Annotated in this window: 16 protein-coding genes; 1 reads left to right on the top strand and 15 read right to left on the bottom strand. The window is 60.8% G+C overall.

What is annotated here, in order from left to right; all coding sequences use genetic code 11:
• Nucleotides 1-2 precede the first annotated feature (2 nt).
• The 12 genes from ACW4LP_RS03460 to ACW4LP_RS03405 form a co-directional block, all read right to left on the bottom strand.
• Nucleotides 3-1,568, bottom strand: a complete 1,566-nt coding sequence (locus tag ACW4LP_RS03460) for a class I adenylate-forming enzyme family protein (protein ID WP_114538668.1) — start codon at nt 1,566-1,568, stop codon at nt 3-5.
• Entirely contained in the window at nt 1,550-2,854 is a 1,305-nt protein-coding gene (locus ACW4LP_RS03455; protein WP_227069950.1) for an MFS transporter, read from the bottom strand. Before ACW4LP_RS03455 ends, ACW4LP_RS03460 begins: the two co-directional genes overlap by 19 nt.
• A 35-nt stretch (nt 2,855-2,889) precedes the next feature.
• A complete protein-coding gene (locus tag ACW4LP_RS03450) occupies nt 2,890-3,186 on the bottom strand; it encodes a ferredoxin family protein (protein ID WP_114538832.1) in 297 nt (98 codons plus the stop codon).
• Nucleotides 3,183-4,478 carry an FAD-dependent oxidoreductase gene (locus ACW4LP_RS03445; protein ID WP_114538666.1) on the bottom strand — a complete coding sequence of 432 codons (1,296 nt, stop codon included), beginning with the start codon at nt 4,476-4,478 and terminating at the stop codon, nt 3,183-3,185. Before ACW4LP_RS03445 ends, ACW4LP_RS03450 begins: the two co-directional genes overlap by 4 nt.
• Before the next feature lie 168 nt (nt 4,479-4,646).
• A complete protein-coding gene (locus ACW4LP_RS03440) occupies nt 4,647-5,660 on the bottom strand; it encodes a DUF4097 family beta strand repeat-containing protein (protein WP_114538665.1) in 1,014 nt (337 codons plus the stop codon).
• A complete protein-coding gene (locus ACW4LP_RS03435; RefSeq protein ID WP_417303628.1) occupies nt 5,657-6,457 on the bottom strand; it encodes a helix-turn-helix domain-containing protein in 801 nt (266 codons plus the stop codon). Before ACW4LP_RS03435 ends, ACW4LP_RS03440 begins: the two co-directional genes overlap by 4 nt.
• Nucleotides 6,458-6,649: 192 nt before the next feature.
• Nucleotides 6,650-7,288, bottom strand: a complete 639-nt coding sequence (locus tag ACW4LP_RS03430) for a helix-turn-helix domain-containing protein (protein WP_114538663.1) — start codon at nt 7,286-7,288, stop codon at nt 6,650-6,652.
• Nucleotides 7,275-7,949 (bottom strand): DUF3990 domain-containing protein, encoded by a 675-nt coding sequence (locus ACW4LP_RS03425; protein ID WP_114548215.1) that lies wholly within the window; start codon nt 7,947-7,949, stop codon nt 7,275-7,277. Before ACW4LP_RS03425 ends, ACW4LP_RS03430 begins: the two co-directional genes overlap by 14 nt.
• Nucleotides 7,950-8,054: 105 nt before the next feature.
• Nucleotides 8,055-9,008 carry a helix-turn-helix domain-containing protein gene (locus tag ACW4LP_RS03420; RefSeq protein ID WP_114548216.1) on the bottom strand — a complete coding sequence of 318 codons (954 nt, stop codon included), beginning with the start codon at nt 9,006-9,008 and terminating at the stop codon, nt 8,055-8,057.
• A gap of 173 nt (nt 9,009-9,181) precedes the next feature.
• Nucleotides 9,182-9,724, bottom strand: coding sequence for an NYN domain-containing protein (locus ACW4LP_RS03415; protein ID WP_114548217.1), 543 nt, complete (start codon nt 9,722-9,724; stop codon nt 9,182-9,184).
• A 15-nt stretch (nt 9,725-9,739) separates the two neighbouring features.
• The gene (gene rlmB / locus ACW4LP_RS03410) at nt 9,740-10,492 is read right to left on the bottom strand and encodes a 23S rRNA (guanosine(2251)-2'-O)-methyltransferase RlmB (protein ID WP_418712531.1); all 753 of its coding nucleotides are present in this window, start codon (nt 10,490-10,492) and stop codon (nt 9,740-9,742) included.
• A gap of 233 nt (nt 10,493-10,725) precedes the next feature.
• Nucleotides 10,726-12,351, bottom strand: coding sequence for a helix-turn-helix transcriptional regulator (locus ACW4LP_RS03405; RefSeq protein WP_418712530.1), 1,626 nt, complete (start codon nt 12,349-12,351; stop codon nt 10,726-10,728).
• A 258-nt stretch (nt 12,352-12,609) separates the two neighbouring features.
• On the opposite strand from ACW4LP_RS03405, the gene ACW4LP_RS03400 reads away from it, so the two are divergent.
• A complete protein-coding gene (locus tag ACW4LP_RS03400) occupies nt 12,610-14,376 on the top strand; it encodes an FAD-dependent oxidoreductase (protein WP_270356473.1) in 1,767 nt (588 codons plus the stop codon).
• 96 nt (nt 14,377-14,472) lie between these two features.
• Here the strand turns inward: ACW4LP_RS03400 and ACW4LP_RS03395 are convergent, their stop codons facing one another.
• From ACW4LP_RS03395 to ispG, 3 genes are all read right to left on the bottom strand, one after another.
• Nucleotides 14,473-14,985 carry a hypothetical protein gene (locus ACW4LP_RS03395; protein WP_270356474.1) on the bottom strand — a complete coding sequence of 171 codons (513 nt, stop codon included), beginning with the start codon at nt 14,983-14,985 and terminating at the stop codon, nt 14,473-14,475.
• 575 nt (nt 14,986-15,560) lie between these two features.
• The gene (locus ACW4LP_RS03390) at nt 15,561-17,321 is read right to left on the bottom strand and encodes a proline--tRNA ligase (RefSeq protein ID WP_161128357.1); all 1,761 of its coding nucleotides are present in this window, start codon (nt 17,319-17,321) and stop codon (nt 15,561-15,563) included.
• Nucleotides 17,318-18,388: a flavodoxin-dependent (E)-4-hydroxy-3-methylbut-2-enyl-diphosphate synthase gene (gene ispG / locus ACW4LP_RS03385; RefSeq protein WP_418712528.1), complete on the bottom strand. Its 1,071-nt coding sequence runs from the start codon at nt 18,386-18,388 to the stop codon at nt 17,318-17,320. Before ispG ends, ACW4LP_RS03390 begins: the two co-directional genes overlap by 4 nt.
• Between the last annotated feature and the right edge of the window lie 50 nt (nt 18,389-18,438).

The raw sequence follows: 18,438 nt of genomic DNA, 5'->3' as shown, positions 1-18,438 counted from the left end.
GCTCAGCTTTCCGCCAAAGAGAAAAGCTCGTTCATCCGATCGGCGCCCACTTTCCCCGACTCGTCTCTCCCCAGATCGTCTACCAGGCCTATCTTCTGCGGCTTTTTGTAGCTCGCCAAGTGTCTTTTGCAAAAGTCCTGTATCGCTTTCGGCGACAGAGCGCTTCCCTTCATCGGTTGCACGATGGCGGCCACTGCCTCCCCCCATACCAGATCAGGAACACCTTTCACGACGCAGTCCTGCACTTCGGGGTGGCTCAGGATAACCGCCTGCACCTCGCTTGCGTAGACGTTCTCTCCTCCTGTTTTTATCACGTCCTTCACCCGAGCCTTAAAGTAGTACAGGCCCTGTTCGTCGCGGGCAAAGACATCGCCTGTCCTCAACCAGCCGTCTTGCAGTACTTCCCTCGTAAGGTCCGGCCGTTCGTAATACCCCTCCATCATGGCCGGCGTTCGCACCACGGCCTCGCCGCAATCGGAGGCTCCCCCCTTCTCATCGAGCAACATCATTTCTAAAGATCTCATCGGCACTCCCACCGAATGGATTTTTGGCGTGCCTGAAGCGTATTCCTCCCTCGACAATCGCATCGAAGTGCCGACGCCGCTCTCGCTTTGTCCCCAACCATAGTTGATCTCGCAGGCAGGAAACAGCTGGAATATCCCCTCCACTATGGAGGGGGTCATGGCGCCGGCGGCGCTCTGCACAATACGCACCGAAGACAGGTCGCGAGCGCCGGGCGCGGCCTCGCGTGAGAGACGACAGTATACGCTGGGGGGCAGCAAGATGATATGGGTCACGGCGTATCGCTCGATTTTGCCGAGTATCTCCTCGGCATCGAACTTGGAGGCGACCACCACGGCAGCGCCAGCACTCAGACAGGAAAGCAGCCAGCTGTGCCCCCCATGATGCTCCATTGGCGCCTGAACAAGAGCAACGGGATGCTCGACATCCTCAAGCCCTATGGTCTCTAAGATATCGCGGATCTCGACGAGATCCGCTGCATGGGTACGAGCGGCGCCCTTGGGCGCTCCCGTGCTGCCCCCGGTAAATTGAATCCGGGATGGGCCGCCCTCTTGGAACACCTCGAAATCCTTGGCGGAATCCGACTGACCTCCCTGGCGCATGTCAGATAACGCATCGCGAATAAACTGGCTGCTGAGTATCTGCACCGCATGATCGAAGCCCTTGCGGGCATCAATGGCGACGCTTTGGTGTTCTGGCGCATAGATCAGAGCCTCAGCATCCGAAGCGTTGACCAAACAGCCTACCTCTTCGGATGTAAAACGATAATTGACGGGCACCGCAACGGCGCCCATGGCCTGAATGGCCAGATACAGCACGATGAGGTCAACGCCATTAGGCAGGAAATACGCAACTCGATCGCCCTTCCGTATACCGAAGTCCCATAACGAATGGACAACGTATTTCGACAAGCGCCACAGCTCTTGGTATGTCAGCACTTCAGCGCCGTCGATAATCGCAACATCGGTCGGCCCCGATTTCGTATGGCGCAAAAAGGGGTCTATGATGTTCTTGTCATCTTGCCTTACTATTTCAGTTCGCTGCATAGTTCATCCCTTTTATAAGGTTCGTCGAGTTTCTCCAAGTAATCTTGGCTTTTCTTGCTCAAGCAGAAGAACGCGATGGCGAATGCCGCCAGATAGCACAGACCGGCCACGGCCAAAGGAAGCACATAGGAGCCCGACCACTCATACATGGCAGCGGCCAGCGGGGGAGAAATGGCAGAGCCCGCCGAGGTGACCACCTGGGTCCACCCGATAAGCACTGGGCTTTTCTCCAGACCGAACAAGGGCGTAGTGACCACCGAGCCGAAATAGAGGCCTACCGTGCCCACGTTGTAGAAGAAGGCAAGAATCGCGCCTCCAACAAATCCTGTTTGGCACCAAAGAGGAAAGAGGAACATGTTTACGGCCCCGATGAGGCAATAGGTCAGCAATATTCTCTTCGGCCCAAAGCGATCGCTGAGAAAGCCGAATAGCGGGACCACGATCATCGACCCGATATAGACCACCGAAAGCATGATGGACGCTTGGGCCACATCAAACCCCATGCTGGCATAAATCGCCGCTTCGTTGGTGTAGAAGAATCGCTCGGCCATAAGCATCAGCATCGGGCAGAGGAGAAGCGCCCACACAAGCGGGATCCTCAGAAGACGCGAAGTGGGCATGGCGAATTCGTAAGACGCCGCAACCCTCTGCAGTCGCTCCCTTTTCCTCGTTTTCCCCATGACGAAATTGAAGTCGATCGGCTCCATGCCGTAATATGACGGCCCCCGGCAAATCATAAGCATCGTGACAACCGCCGTCAGCACGAGAAGCAGCATTGCCGCCGCCAAAGCAGCTTGTCTCAGCCCCAAGTGCATAACCGCAGCTCCAGCAACCGGACTTAGAAGAGTGTTCGAGAGCCCCGACACTACCGTGGCCATCGTGGCAACGGTACCTCTGCCCACCCGAAACCACTCCGTAGCCAACACCTGGTACGAGAGCGTACCATTGCACTTATTGGCCACGCCAAACAGAATGGACGCAGCTAGCACCCATTCAAGGGCAGGAGCGTAAGCTATCGCCAGAAACATTACCGCCGTACCGGCGGCACCGAAGAGATACACACCTTTAGGGTTGTGGTCCGCCACAATAGGCCCCAAGAACATACTCGCTACCATGCTGGCAATCGCTGACGTAGTAAAAATCAGAGACGCCTGCGCAAGCGAGCAGCCAAGCTGCTCCGCCAACAGGGGGAGAAACAGAATAACGAGCGTATAGGAAAAGTACGAGAGGGAGAGGTTTATCATGCCTCCCGAAACGCACAGCCAACCTTTAGTGGTGTTCCGCATGTTCACGTCGCCCCTTTTCTCCCCTAAAGAAAGACTTAACCGAAACGGTATTCCACTCCCATGGTGGGCTGAGGGTTCTCCCACCGAGCGATTATGGTGTCCCCACAGGCGATGCGACATGTGCCGCACTCGAGGCAACCCGCATAATCGAAGCTTGTCGTTCCGTCGGGCTCTCGCTTGTACAGGGCCGCCGGACACACCATGACAAGCTTGTCGAATTCCTCGTCAGAGGGATCCTCGACAAGCTCGATATGAGCGTTGGCCTCATCGACCTCGTATTTGTTTAACGCCAGATAGCCGTCAACGTTCACCGTAATTTGCTGCACACTCATAATGCCTTCATCGCTCCCATCGCATCGCGGGCCATATTGACAACTCCGATTTGCCCCAGCACCGGCTTCAGGTTCTTCTTCAGAGGCCGAACCGGCTCGCCATCAACCACGAACATGGTGTTCATAATGTCTCGAATCGCCTGCGGATACCCATCGAACATGCGATGGAAGCCTTCCATGAAAGAAGGCACCTTCGAGAACTGGCGCAAGTCCTGCATGACGAAGCAGTTCTCGAGGGCCGCCGTATAGCCCTGCAGCCCCTGCGCGGAAGTATCTCCGGCGCTTAACGCGCGCGCCGCCTCCCGGCCGGCGTGCATGCCAGCTGCAATGGCGAAATCCATGCCGCGAACCTGATATCCCAAATTGATGCACATCATGGCGCTCTCCCCCGCGAGAAGCACGCCATCTCCCACAAGAGGGGGCATGATGCTCAAGCCACCCTCAGGAACCATATGCCCCGAGTGCTCAACCACCTTGCCGCCGGCAATCAGAGGCGCGATCGCCGGATGCTGCTTGAAGTCCTCGAGCATCTGGTAAACCGGCGCTCGACCATGGTTCATCGTCGCTTCGATCCCTGCAACCAAGCCAATGGAGATGGACGACTTGTTCGTATAGGCAAAACCGCCTCCGAATGTCCCCTTTGTCGCATCTCCCGCGAACAGCCACGCTGCTCCCTCTTCATCTGAGCCCGAAAGCACTCGATCAGTGATAACAGAGGGAGGCAGCTCGATGGTCTGCTTGATGCCGACAGCAATCCCACTCGCGGGCGGCCGCGCGGCGCCAACCGCCTGCTTGGTAAGCAGAGAGTTCACTCCATCGCAAAGCAGAACAACATCAGCCGTAATTTCGTCCTCGCCCGCCTTCACGCCTATCACTTTGCCGGTTTCATCTTTCACAAGACTCTCGACAGCAATGCCGTAGATGGCCTCCGCTCCCGCTTCCTCCGCCTTCGACGCGAGCCACTGGTCGAAAGGCGCGCGCAGCACCGAATATGAATCGGAATTCGGGGCAAGCATCGCTTCCGATGAGAAATCGACGGTAAAACAGGCATCGGGCGCGAGCAAGGATATTTTCTCGTGGGTTATCTTGCGTTCTAAGGGAGCTTCCTGCTCAAAATCCGGGAACACCTTCGCCAAAGAGTGAGAATAGATGCGCCCTCCGGTCATATTCTTCGCCCCTGCATAGTTTCCGCGCTCGATAAGAAGCACAGACTTACCCGATCGGGCCAACTCGTATGCAGCGACAGAACCGGCACACCCAGCCCCCACGACAATGGCTTCAAAGTCAGCCATGCTACCGCCTTTCTTTATCATCCTCCAAATTTCTCTGCCAATGGATGATAGAAAGGCCCGACTATAAGCGCATCGCACAAATGCAGTACCCCATGAGGTATTTGCGCGCAGCAGGGGCGACCATCAGGTCGCCCCTTTTCTGTTGAAGGCTATGGGGTTGCACACCATTTACTCGACGCCGAGCACCTCCAAGTTGCCGCTTATAATGTCGAAGGAAAGGTCGCAGGGTTGGGAGGAGTCGCCCGCAGACTCGGCAAAGTCGTTCGTGAAGTTGCCCGAGGTCTTGTTGACGTTGGCCTTCAGTGCCGTGTCGGCGGGAAGCTCCAGGATGATATGACCCGAAGCGAGGGAGCCCGCAATGGTTTCTGGAGCAGGCGAGCACTGCCCAAGGCGAAACTCGCCTGACGCCTGATCGATGCGCAGCGTCTTGGCGACGGATCCTTCGTAAGCGACGTTACCACTTGCGAGGCTCAGCTCGAGGTCGGTCACCGACGTACGGCTAACCGAGACGGAACCCGAGGCGACATCGAGCTCCATCTTCCCGCACAGCACGGCATCCGCTCCGTCGATGCCGTACTCGCCTGAGGCTGCCTCAAGAACGAACCGCTCGAGAGACGCCGCCGATTCAGGGATAAGCAGCTCTACGTCCTTGCTGCCCCACGTGCCAAGCGAGCATCCCGACAGGCCACCGCTACCCTCCATGTAGTCGATGGAAAGCACGCCGTCGTTCGTGCTGCAGGCCATAACGGGTTGCGGGCCGCCGTGCATGGTCTCGTTCACGACAATTGCGCCGCCGGTCTCGCTATCGGGCACCACGCGTACGGAGCCCGACCCAGCGAGCCAGTTCAGATCGATGGCGTTTACCTCGCTGGCATCGATTTCGAAATGGCTGCCCTCGTTCGTCGCTGCGACGCCGCCCCGCACGCCACTGTGCAGCGTCGCATCCGCCACCTCACTCGCGGCATCGCCCGCATAGTCGGCCATCTCGCCGACCGCGTCTCCCGCGTATCCGGCGATCTCGCCCATGGCGTTCCAGCCCACACAGCCCATCAAGCCACCGGGCGCAAACAGCGAGCCGCCTCCGGGAACGATGCCGCGACAGCCGCCGAAGAACCCGCAAACCCCCAGGCAAAGCAGCACGATGAGCGCGATCTTCACATAGGTACTCCGCTCCAGCCTCATCGGGCACCCCCTTCGGAGGAGGAATCGCTTTTCGCCGCGACATCCTGGCGTTCGGCCAACCAAGCTTGGTAAGACGGGTCGGCCTCCAAGGTGTTCACCACCCAATAGTAGAAGGGAATGGTGAGAAAGATGACCCAGGCCGGGTGCCACCAGCCGAAGCAGAAGCCGGCAAGCAGGAAGATGACCGCGCACAGAAGCGGGTAGGGAAACGACTGCAGCGGATCTTTCGGTTGGGGCGTCGGTGGCGGCGCAATGGGCACCGAAGACGCTGGCGGAATGGAACCCGGTGGGCAGGAGCCAGGAGGGCAGGCACCCGGGCTCTGCGGCGATGCCGGCGAACCGTGGGGAAGCACACCCGGGCCATAGCCCGCACTCGGTGGCCGATGGCCCGGCGCGCTCACCTCCACGACCACCTTGGGCGCTTCAGGCGCCTCGGCTGCCGTTGCGGCCGCCGCCTCGGCCCGCGCCGCAGCTGCCAGCGCCGCCTCAGCCGCGGCGGCGGCTTCGGTTTCCACCGACTCGGCGCGCTCCTGGGACTCAAAGCGCACATCGTCGGCCACCTCGGGGCTCACGCGCAAAAGCTCGTCTAAGGTCACTTCGTACAAGTCGGCCAGGGCAATGAGGTTGCCCATATCGGGTGCCGACTCGGCCCGCTCCCACTTGGAGACGGCCTGGCGCGACAGCCCCAGCTGCTCGGCCAGCCCCTCTTGGGAGAAGCCGCGCTCGCGGCGCAGCTCGGCAAGGCGTTGGGCGATTTCGACGTTCATCACGGTTCCCTTTCGCGTCTTGTTCGTCACATCTCGCCTTTCACCCTATGGTTTCAACCCTGGTTGCACTAGCACCTTATGTGGTCAATTTACCAGAAACGAGCAAAAAATCCCCGACAACCACCGGTTGCCCCACCCACGAACAGGGAATTTACGGAGCCTGCAACGAATCATCCGACCCATCTGCGCTCCCTTCGCAATGCAAGTCATCAACGCCATCGGTCACAACGGATACTCGAGCAGATCCTCAATGCGGCAACCCAGCGTTTGGGCGAGCCGATAGAGCGATACTCCCTGGCCGTGATTGATGTTCTTGCATCGCTGCTCATACTGCTGAATCGCCCTCAACGAGACGCCCGATTTCTCCGCCAACGCCACTTGAGAAAGACCCCTTTGCTCGCGCCACGATTTCAGAGGAGCGCCCCGCCGGGCCACACGCTCTTCGATCACTTCGACGAATTTCTGCTCGGCTGCTTCGTGAAGTGGCCAGTATAGCGCACGAATTTCCTCCATGGTCGTCACGCGTCCTATGGTCCGGAAAGGGCGCCCCGTTTCCCACTGCCAGTAAGCTAGAACCCAACCGCACCAATAGTCGGGACCTTCCCCATCGGCCGTCATATCGGCGAGGGGAATGCCGACATCTAACCCGGCCCGATAGCATACGTCAAGCACCAGCTCGATGCCCGACGAACCGCTCACATAGCGCGGAGCGCCGGCACCGAACGCATCGGCGACCCCCGTCGCTACGAACATTTCGAAGAACTGGCCGAGTCTCAGGCCGGCACGGTTGGCCGCGCAATCGAACGCCTCTCCCAGCACTTCCATGGCATCGAACAGATAGTCTTCGCTATAGGCCCGCAAGATCGGTCACCTCATCTCGCAAAAGGTCGCGCAGGTAAATGCCATCAATGCCCTCCCGGGCAGCCTCCTCGCGATAGAGCGCTCGCGCCTTTTCGTCGCGCTCTTTCCGCTTGGGGTAGTAAACAGCACTGGGAGCCACCGTGGCTTCAACGAATTCGATGGCTTCGAATGCTCTCGGGCTTTTAAGCACAATCTGCTGGCCTAAATCACCAAGACGCAGAGCGCGCGTCAGCTGCTCCAAAGAAATATCGTTGCGCAAAAAGGCGCGGGCAAAGGTAAAGTAGCTGTCATCGGCGCGGTGCCCCACGATGACGTCGAACGATTCCGCATCCAACAGGTAGTGGGCACGAAGAAACTCGCTGCCCGCTTGAGCCACCGGAGTGCGCAGATCGATTTTGCGATGCTCCAGCAACAACGCCAGCCAATGAAGCGTCGAATATTCCGGAGAGGAAAGCTCGAGAACCTTAAAGCCACGGCCGTCGAAGCGATACTCATTGGCATAGCCGTCGTAGCCTTCCTCTGAACAGGCCCACTCGCGCGCCAATTCAATATGCTCGGTGCAATAGAATCCGTGGCCATAGTCGTTATAGGACCTGCCACCGCCATAGAAGGGGTGAGCCACTATTTGAGGCGAACCGTGAAATAATGTCATAGGTTCCATAGTCTACCTATCTCTCCAGAGATACTTCCCAGAGTATAGCACGGATATCTCTGGAGAGATAGCTTGAGGCGCGCCAAAAAATTCCGCTTAGTGTACCGCAGGAGCCTAGATGGCGCTATTTTTGAAAGTGCCGCTCTTGCGGCCGTTCCACCATTTGGAGAGCTGAACGATGATGACCTCTACGAGCGGGATGGTGAGGAAGATGACCCAGGCGGGACCATGCCAATGGACATCAACGAAGGTCATCCAAAGAAACCAGGCGATCGACCCAATAGGATACAACGCGCACAGCATGGGAGCGATGCGGTGAGATGCGACTGCCGCGCCCACAATGTAATACACGGGAATGAGGAACAGCAGAAAGAGCGTCGGCCCCCAAATGCCGCTGAGCATACCGAAGGCGAGATAAGCCACGATCACCAAGGCCCAGAAGGGGAACTTCAGCCACTTCTTGGCTCGCTCGGCATCGAAGCCACCGGGCGATACCCCGAAGGGATTGTCGCGCGTGAAGATATGCTCTGCCGTCTCAGGATCCGTCGTGTTGACGCGCACCCCGTCCCAACCGACGTGCACCTCTTCGCCGTGGCGGTCGACCACGTGCACGCCCTCGGCCCAGGACACGTGCACATGGTCCTTGCCGTCGTCCACGTGAATGCCACCGGGCCCGAAGTGCACCTTGCCGCGGCCCTCCTTTTCGAAGTCAACGCCCTCGGCTGTCTCGGCATCACATGCATCGCCAACGCCACCACCCTCTGGCGAAGCCGTCTCTTCCGAAGCTTCCGCGACGACAACCCTGCTCGCGCCACGCGCTTCCGCGCGGTCGGCGGCCTCGAAGGCCACGTCGTCTTCGATGGATTCGTCCACGTACAGAAGCTCATCCAGCGACACGCCGTAGAGCTTCGCCAGGGCAATGAGGTTGTCGGTGTCGGGCGACGACTCGGAGCGCTCCCACTTGGAAACGGCCTGGCGCGACACGCCCAGCTTCTCCGCCAGGGCCTCCTGCGACAGTCCCGCAAGCCTCCGGCGCGCGGCCAAGCGCTCGGCAATTTCGACATTCATGGTGTGCTGCCTTTCTTCTGCGATTGCCTCTCAAAAACGCCTTGGAGCCTACCGAAAACCTCTTTGCCACGGAACCAATTCGCGTTGTCATTTTCCGCAATTATTGGTTGCGGAAGCGCTGAACTGGGACAATACCCCAGCAGTCACCACACGCACGGCAGCATTCGCGCTCGCTAGCGGCCGTCCCGCAGTGCCTTCAGGCGCGCTAGGGTGTCGGCGGGAATGCGCTCGGCGACGGTGTTCTTGCGCGCCACCTTCGGGGCGTCATCCAAACGCGCATCTTCGTAGTACTCGCCCATCTCATGGGAGAAGCCGTCGGCGCTCATGCGATCGACGCCGCCGCCGAACACCGTGTCCTGGATGGCGGCGTCGCTCGTGACCACCATGGTCTCCACGCCGCGCTTGCCCGCGTCATAGGCCAGCTTCTCAATCACCTTGTCAGCCGACTGGCCCGCCGGCGAGAAGATCACCTGGACGCCGCCGATCTTCGTGCGACTGCCCTGGGACAACTCGTTGTCGGCGGCGTCGAAGACGACGATGGCGCCCATGTCGCGCCCGGCATAGTTCACCACGTCGTTGATAAGCCGGTCGCGGGCGGCGTTGAAGAAATCGTCGGTGTAGTCCTCATCGGCCCGCGGCTGCCACCGATACCGGCTGCCCGACCGCAGCACGTTGTACCCGTCAACGATGAGGAGCTTTTTCCGCTGCTTGGCCATGACGCGATCTGCGGCCTATTCCCAGTTCTGGCGCAGCCACTCGTACATGCAGGCGGTGGAGGCCTGGGCCACGTTCAACGAGGAAATCTCCCCCACCTGGGGCAGCTTCACGCCGAAATCGCAGTTCTCCAGCACAAGGCGCGACACGCCTTCACCCTCGTTGCCCATCACGAGCGCGATCTTGCCCTTGAGGTTCGACTGCCAAATGAGATCGGAAGCGTGCTCGGTGGCGGCGGCCACCCAGAAGCCCTCGTCCTTCAGACGCTCGATGGTGCTCACGAGGTTCGCCACCTGGGTGACGGGAATGTGAGAAATAGCCCCGGCCGAGCTTTTGTAGGTGGCGGCGGTCACGCGGGCGGCGCGCTTGTTGGGAATGACAATGCCGGAAGCGCCCACGCACTCGGCCGAACGGGCGATGGCCCCCAAGTTACCGGCGTCGGTGATGTGGTCGAGCACCACAATGAGCGCGCGGCCGTCGTGCTCCTCGGCCGACTGCTTCGCCGCGTCCAGAATCGTCGTCACGTTCACGTAGTTGAATGGAGCCGTCTCGGCCATGACGCCCTGGTGGCTACCGCGCTCGGAAATCTCGTCGAGCTTCTTCTTCGATACCTTCTTAATAGGCACGTCCAGGTTCTTCGCCTTGCGCTGGATGTCGCGCACCAGGCTGTCGCCCTGGCTCAGGTTGTCGGCCATGAGGATGTACTTCAGCGGCACGTGAGTGCGCAGCGCCTCAATAACAGGACGCTTGCCTTCAATGAAATCAGCCATGGAATCGCTTTCGTCGTGGTAGTTCAATGGTAATCGAGAAGTTTACCACGGGGCTGCAGCTCCTTTGTAGCTGCGCCACCAATCACGCCAAATCAACGTCGACTGCCGCTCAGACGGCATCATGACGCCCGAGCATGCCTGAGCCTCAATCGCTCCCTCGTCCGAATGATCAAATTACTCAAATCTATTTTACTCAAGTCGACTTTACTAAAGTTCACTTGAGTAACGCTCCCCTACATCACGCCCGAGCCAAAGAGCACGAGATCGATGAGCTCCTGCTTGCTGTGAATGTTGAGCTTCTCGTAGATGTGGCGCACATGGGTGCGCGTGGTGTTGTAGGAGACGGTCAGCTCCTCGGAAATGTACTTCGCACTGCGGCCCAAGGCCACCAAAGCGAGGATCTCCGCCTCACGCGGCGTGAGACCGTACTCGACCGCCAAATCTTGGCAATAAGCGGCTATCTCTGCAGGAACACCCTCGTCGCCATCGGGCTCGGAAACCATCGGAGCGTCATCCGTCGCCGCATCGGATGCGGCCGCCCCTTCGGCGGTCTCATCGGAGTCGGCTTCCAATGCCGCAACCTCTTCCGCAAGTCCCGGAGAGCTCAATGCTAGCCGAACGCCCATATCCATTGAAGTGTTCACCTCGTGCCTGGCCGACGCCGGCCCACGCCACTGCCGCCGCCCCACTTGATCGAGAGCACGCGCATCCTGCCGGCCCGCCCCGCGCACCAACTGATTGACCACGCACAGCAGGTACAACGCCGCCAGCGCCACGGCCACCGCAACAGAATTCAGCGTGAAGTCGAGCGTCGAGAACCGCGCGATCAACTGCGCAACGCACATGGCTTCGAACATGAGGCCCACGGCCAGACCGCGCACCGCATAGGGAGAGTCGCGGATGTCATAGGCGAAGATGGCGATGACAAGCACCCACATGTTGCTTTCCCACAACGCATCCGGCGAGTGCGAGGGAATGCCCGCACTGCCCATGAGCAGCCCGATGGCGAATGCGGGTCCATAGCACAGAACCAGCGTAACGACCGTCGCCACCTTCGAACCTTCCCCATTCGAGCGTTCCGCGAAAGCCCGCAAAAGACCGCAGCAGCAAATAATGAGGGTCACGGCCAGCACCTCGAACAGCACCATGTAGTTCAAGCCCGACGAGAGCATCTCCGATTCGTGCCCCGACAGGTACACCACCAAGCTGCAGCCAACAGCGAAAGCGGCAGCTACCACGACGAGGACTTCCAACGACTGCGCCCGCTCGCTCACTGCCGACGCCCCGCCTTCCTTGTCGCTGCGGACGATGCATGCCAGAGCTACCAGCGGCAACGCAAGCAGAAAGCCCTCGCCCACCGCCTCGGAAAGCGAGCTCACGCAGCGGAACAGGAAGTATACCGCCACAGCCACGAGGAGCGACGGATCAATATGGAACGAGTTTCGGTCGGGATGAGCCGGCCGAATAGTGGATGACCAAATGACGACGATCCATCCGCAGGCGAACCCTAAAAGCGCCCCCGAGGCGTAGAAGAAGCCCACGCCCACCACCGGCAGCACCGACACGAGAGCCACCAGCGCACCCACAGCTGCCAACACGCTGACCGCCGGCACGCCGAAGCTTGTCTCTACCAACAGGCGCCCCCGCAAGAGCGGCCCGGCGAGTCCATGGGCGATAATAATGGAGAGAATCACGGTGAGAAAGAATACCGTAAGCTCCCAGGGCGTGCGGTCGATGCCCACGTAGTACAACGCCCGGATAACCATGTGCGATGTGAAGAAGTACAGCACGCCGACGCCCACATCGAACTGAGTCGGACGACCGAAGAGGCCGCTGTTCTTTGCTTTCCGATTCTCCATGGCCTGCCCTCCCCGACAGCGCACCTTATCCTCCAATGTCTCAGTATAAAAGATGCCCCGCATCGTCCATCACTCCTTTCGAGTGAGATAGTCCGCGCAACGGCGCCTACCAGCCAGAATTCGTCCAAAGCGAGTGACGCGACAGGGAGGCGGCAGCCCTAAGGTGAACCTGCGTCCCGCCGAATCCGAGGCGGAACGCGGAAACGGCTATCGCCAACAAGCAGCGAGGCCAGGGAACGACCCAAGGAGGGAACTTCAATGACTCAGACAAACATGGATCGACGCAGCTTCTTGAAGGGCGCTGGCGTGGCAGGGGCGGCCGCTGTGGCCGCGGGCACGCTGGGGCTGGCCGGCTGCGCGCCGAAGGAGCCTGGCGAGCTATCTTCGACCGGCGAGGGCGAGCTCATCCTGGACGCCGAGAAGTTCACGAACGCGAAGTGGAACTTCGAAATTCCGCCCGAGCCCATCGATGAGAGCGAGATCACCGAGACCGTCGATTGCGAGATCTTGGTCATCGGCGCCGGCGTGGGCGGTCTGGTGACGGCTACCTCGGCCGTCGAGGAAGGGGCTGACGTGGTGCTCATCGCCTCTAGCTCGGGGCCAGTGTCTCGCGGCGGCTCGAACGCCGCCTTCAACACGCGGCTGACCCACGAGCTGGGCATGGATTACACCCGCGAGGAAATCGAACCTATCTTCCAAGACATCTTCGCCGCCAACAGCTTCCGCCTGGATCAGGAGAAATGGTGGCTGGTTTACGATGAGTCCGGCAACGCCATGAACTGGCTCATGGACAAGGTGGAGCCCTACGGCATCACCGCCGTCATCGAGAACAACCAGCAGGACGGCGGCAAGAACTGGTGGGACGGCGGCCCGCTGAAGACGCTGAACGTGTCCCACTCCTTCGTGGCCGAGGGAGCCCAAGCCGCCGGCGCTTCCCAGCAGATCGTCGTAGAGGCCCTGGCCGAGGAGATTCAGAAGGCTGGCGGCCGCATCTTCTACAACACCACCGCCGTGCAGCTCGACCGCGAGGGCGACAACACCGGCCGCGTCACCGGATGTGTCGCCAAGGCCGACGGCAAGTACACGCGCTACAACGCCTCGAAGGGCGTCGTGCTGGCCACGGGCGACTTCTCCCAGGACAAGGACATGGTAGCGAAGTACTGCCCCATCGCCTTGCCCTTCGGCAACGGCGGTGTGTACGACGGCAGCGGCCTGAAGCTGGCCCTGTGGATCGGTGCGGCTTGGCAGAAGTACACCCCCAATGCGCCCATGCTCGCCACCATGGGCGACGAGGTACTTCCCTGCCGCTGGTGGGCAGAGGGCGCACTGACCACCTTCCCCGGCCTGCTCGTGAACAACAAGGGCGTGCGCTACTCCAACGAGAACTGCACCTACGGCTATATGCCCTATCCCCAGCGCGTGCAGCCCGACGGATGCGCCTTCCTCATTTGGGACGCCAACTGGGTAGAGGCCTCGGCTCCCTGGCAGGGCGACCGCATCGGAGGGGAGCCCCGCGACACCCAGGAAGTAAAAGACGCCATCGAGATGCTGTTCGACCCGAACACCGATTGGACCACCACCGACGAGTACGCCGGATTCGACGCCACCATGGCCGAGACAGCCGTGAAGGCCGACACCTTGGAAGAGCTGGCCGACGGCCTGGGGCTTCCCCGCGACGCCTTCCTCGCCCAGGTGGAACGCTACAACGGCTACTGCGAGACCGGGCTTGACGATGAGTTCCACAAGGACAAGCGCTTCCTGTTGCCGGTAAAGCAGCCGCCCTTCTACGGCATTCGCAACGAGCCCTACACCCTGTGCATCACCGGCGGCCTGAACACCGACATCCAGATGCACGTGTGCGACTCGAACAACGATCCCATTCCCGGCCTTTACGGCGTGGGCACCGTAGTCGGCGACATGTACGGCGATGTGTACGACTACCACGTACCGGGCATCAACCTCGGTGGCGCCTGCACCACCTTTGGCTACCTGCTGGGCAAGAACCTGCCCGCCGGCACTTGGTAAGAAGCGCCCTAAAGCCCTCCCTACGAAAGGAACCCGCGACATGCGGGTTCCTTTTTGTTCCTAAATGAAGAACTGTGGGGCAAGATTTCCTGCCAGTTATTCTGCTTTCGCGTCGCGGGCGGCGATTTCGGCGGCTTTTTTGGCGAACTCGGCGCGCTGCTCGGGGGTCATCATGGCCATCTGAGCCTCCAGCACGTCGTGCTTCAGGGCCGTAGCGAAATCGGCGGAATCCTTCTTGGCCTCCCCCGCCGCCTTCTTGGCCGCATCGGCAGCCATCTCGGCCTGGGAGCGCGCCATGGACACGGCAGCCTCGGTCTGCTCGTGAGCCAACTCTACGGCCGTCTTGGCCTGATCGTTCAAATGGCTGGCTGCGGTCTTGGCCTGGTGGGCCGCCTCGCCAGCTGCCGTCTGCGCGTCGCGTCCCACGCGCTCGGCCGTAGCCTGAGCCTGCTTCAGCACCTCGGAGTTAATGGCCTTACCTTGCTCCACGGTGATCTCGCCCTTGGCGATCAGCTGTTCCACCAGTTCCTGGGTTTTCTCCGCACCAAGTGCCATGGCGCCCACGCCGGCCAGGAACACGTCTTTCAATCCATCGGCAATCGTCGTCATTTCGAAGCCTCCGTTCTCGTTGAGTTAGCTTCTCCATCATAGGTGGCCATGGCGCCTGGACGCGACGACGGGGCAGCACTGTTACTGCCCCGTCAAAGGTTGATTGACTTGATCACAATTAAAAACTGAAGCTCGAGGCGCTGAAATGGCTTAGAAATCACGAAACATCAGAAATTAGGCCCGATTTTCAACTTTTTGCAATACAGCAAAGAACGTTTCCCCAGGTGGCGTATTACGATTTGCGGTTCTTGGATCCTTTTCGCCCGATGTTTCGTGTTTTCCAAGCCAAAATCCTCGATCCGACTCGCGATTTCCGATGTTTCGTGAATTCTAAGCCACGATCAGCGACCGCACTCTCGATTTCGAGCGATGGCAAAACCGTTCCCTTGATGGAAGCCTCAAAACTTTGACGGGAGCCGCGAACGGGAGCTCCGCTCGCCAAAACGGTAGCCGAAAGCGCTCATGGAACATTGGGCGCTTTCGGCGCGGCTCGCGTCCATTCGGCGCGAATGCGAGAAAGACCCCGAAACGCGAGAGGCGATCCGGGGTCTTCGTCGATTGAGGAGTCTATTGCCCTACCCGAAAATGGCGGCGAAGGCGCCGGTGCCGGCGCCGTGCAGGACGTTGTCGCGCATGGCGCGGCGGGCAAAGCCCATCATCTCGGCCAAAGCGTCCAGCGCTACTTCCTTCTTCTCACCCGTGCGACGCAGCTTCATCTCCACCTTGCCCTCTTTCAGGCCGCGCTTGCCCACGACAATCTGCACGGGCCAGCCGATGAGGTCGGCGTCGTTGAACTTCACGCCGGCGCGCTCGTCACGGTCGTCGATGACCACCTCGAAGCCGAGCTCGGCCAGATCCTTCGCGATTTTCTCGGCCATGGGCTGCACCTCGCTATCGCCCACTGTGAGCGGCACCACGCAAATATGGGCCGGTGCCACGGACAGCGGCCACATGATGCCGTGCTCATCGTTGTGTTGCTCGACGATGGCGGCCAGCGTGCGCGAGATGCCCACGCCGTAGCAGCCCATGATGAAGGGCTTCTCCTCGCCGTCTTCGTCCATGAAGGTGGCGCCCATGGCACGGGAGTACTTGTCGCCAAGCTGGAAGATCTGGGCCACCTCGATGCCGCGAGCGCCTTCCAACGGAAGTCCGCACGTAGGGCAGCAGTCGCCGGGCTTCACCGTGGCCAGATCGGCCCACTCGTCCACCTGGAAATCCTCGCCCAGACGCGCGCCCACGTAGTGGTAGCCGTCCTCGTTGGCGCCCACGACCCACTGCGGGATGGCCTGCAAGCTGGTAGCGGCGATGATGCGGGCGCCCTCCGGCAGCCCCACCGGCCCCATGGAGCCCTTGCACAGACCGAAGGCGAGCATCTCCTCGTCAGTCAGCAGCGTGAAGCCGGGCACGAGGCCCTCGATCTTGAGCTCGTTCAGCTCATGGTCGCCGGGGATGAACAGGCACACGAGGTTGCCCTCGGCGTCCTTGCCGGACAGCGCCTTCACCGTGGAGGACTCGGGGATGTTCAGGAACGCGGCCAGCTCGGCAATAGTGTGCACGTCGGGCGTGGCGATCTTCTCCATGGCGTCCACTTCGTACAGCGTGGGGCGGGCCAAACACGCGCCGGCCTCGGCATCGGCCGCATAGCCGCACGAGCAGTACACCAGGTCGGCCTCGCCCGATTCGGCCAGCGCCATGAACTCGGTGGTCACCTTGCCGCCGATCTGGCCGCCATCGGCCTCCACCTCGCGGTAATCCAAACCGCAACGGTCGCAGATGGCGCCGTAGGCCTTCCCCATGGCGTCGTAGGTCTCCTGCAGCGACTCCTGGGTGGCGTTGAAGCTGTAGGCGTCCTTCATGACGAACTCGCGAGAGCGCAACAGGCCGAAGCGCGGGCGAATCTCATCGCGGTACTTCGTCTGAATCTGGTAGAGGTTCTGGGGCAGCTCCTTGTAGGAACGCAGCTCGTTGCGCACGAGCGCCACGATGATCTCCTCATGGGTGGGACCGAGGCACATCTCGCGATCGTGACGGTCGGTAAGGCGCATGAGCTCGGGGCCGTAGTCGTTCAAGCGCCCGCTTTCCTCCCACAGCTCCGCCGGCTGCAGCACCGGCATGAGAATTTCCTGGGCACCAGAAGCGTCCATTTCCTCGCGCACGATGTTCTCGATCTTCTTCAGCACGCGGAAGCCCAAAGGAAGGAACGTGTACAGGCCCGATGCCGCCTTGCGCAGCATGCCCGCGCGCAAAAGCAGGCGCGCGCTGTCGATGTCGGCGTCCGACGGGTCTTCCTTCAGGGTGGGGGCATACAGGTTGCTCATACGCAGAATCTGGGTCATAGGTTCTCCAACTCCTCCATAAGGGCAGAAACAATTTCCGACTCTTGCACTTTGCGGACGATTTTACCATGGGAGAAAACAACGCCCGCGCCCGCTCCGCAAGCCACCCCGATATCGGCATCGGCGGCTTCGCCCGGGCCGTTCACCACGCACCCCATGACTGCCACCTTCACCGGCTTGTCCACCGCAGCGAGGCGCTCTTCCACTTCTTGCGCGAGCCCAATGAGGTTCACCTGGCAGCGGCCGCAGGTAGGGCAGCTGATGAGCTCGGGGCTGCGGCGGCGCAAATCGAGTGCGCCGAGCAGCGTCCAGCAAGCCCGCACTTCCACCACAGGGTCGTCCGTGAGCGAGATGCGCATGGTGTCGCCGATACCCTCTTCCAAAAGAACGCCCAGGCCGCATGCGCTTTTGATGATGCCTTGGAAGGCGGTGCCCGCCTCGGTGACGCCGATGTGCAGCGGCACCTCGGGCAGCTCGGCGGCCAACAGGCGATAGGTGTCGATGGTGGTCTGCACGTCGTGGGCCTTGGCTGACACCACAAGGTCGTGGAAGTCGCACTCGTCTTCGAAGAAGCGCACGTATTCGGTAGCGGAGGCAGCCAGTTTCTCGGGCAGCGTCAGGTCGTCGCGGGCCGCCAGCGCGTCGTCGAGCGAGCCGGCGTTCACGCCGATGCGGATGGGGATGCCCGCCGCCGACGCCGCAGCGATCACCTCACGGGTGGCCTCCAGGCCGCCGATGTTGCCGGGGTTGATGCGCAGCTTGGCCGCGCCGCGGGCCGCCGCCTCGATGGCGATGCGGGCGTCGAAATGGATGTCGGCCACCACGGGCAAGGGTGACGCGGCGCACACGGCTTCGAAAGCGTCCAGGCAGTCCCGACGCGGAATGGCCATGCGCACGATCTCGCAGCCGGCCTCGGCCAGCGCCTCAATTTGCGCGAGGTTGGCGGCCACATCGTCGGCCGGGGCGTTCAACATCGACTGCACCGCCACCGGCGCGCCTCCGCCCACCGGCACATCCCCCACCATCACACGCCGCGTGCGGTCATGGGGCTTCAGTTCCTTGGTCACGGACCACTTCCTTTCCAACCGTTATCTTTCACCAATTATAAGTCCGGAAT

The sequence above is a fragment of the Adlercreutzia sp. CNCM I-6215 genome (assembly GCF_977072315.1).
The sequence above is the reverse complement of the archived record's forward strand: the minus strand, read 5'-3'. Positions and strand labels throughout refer to the sequence as shown.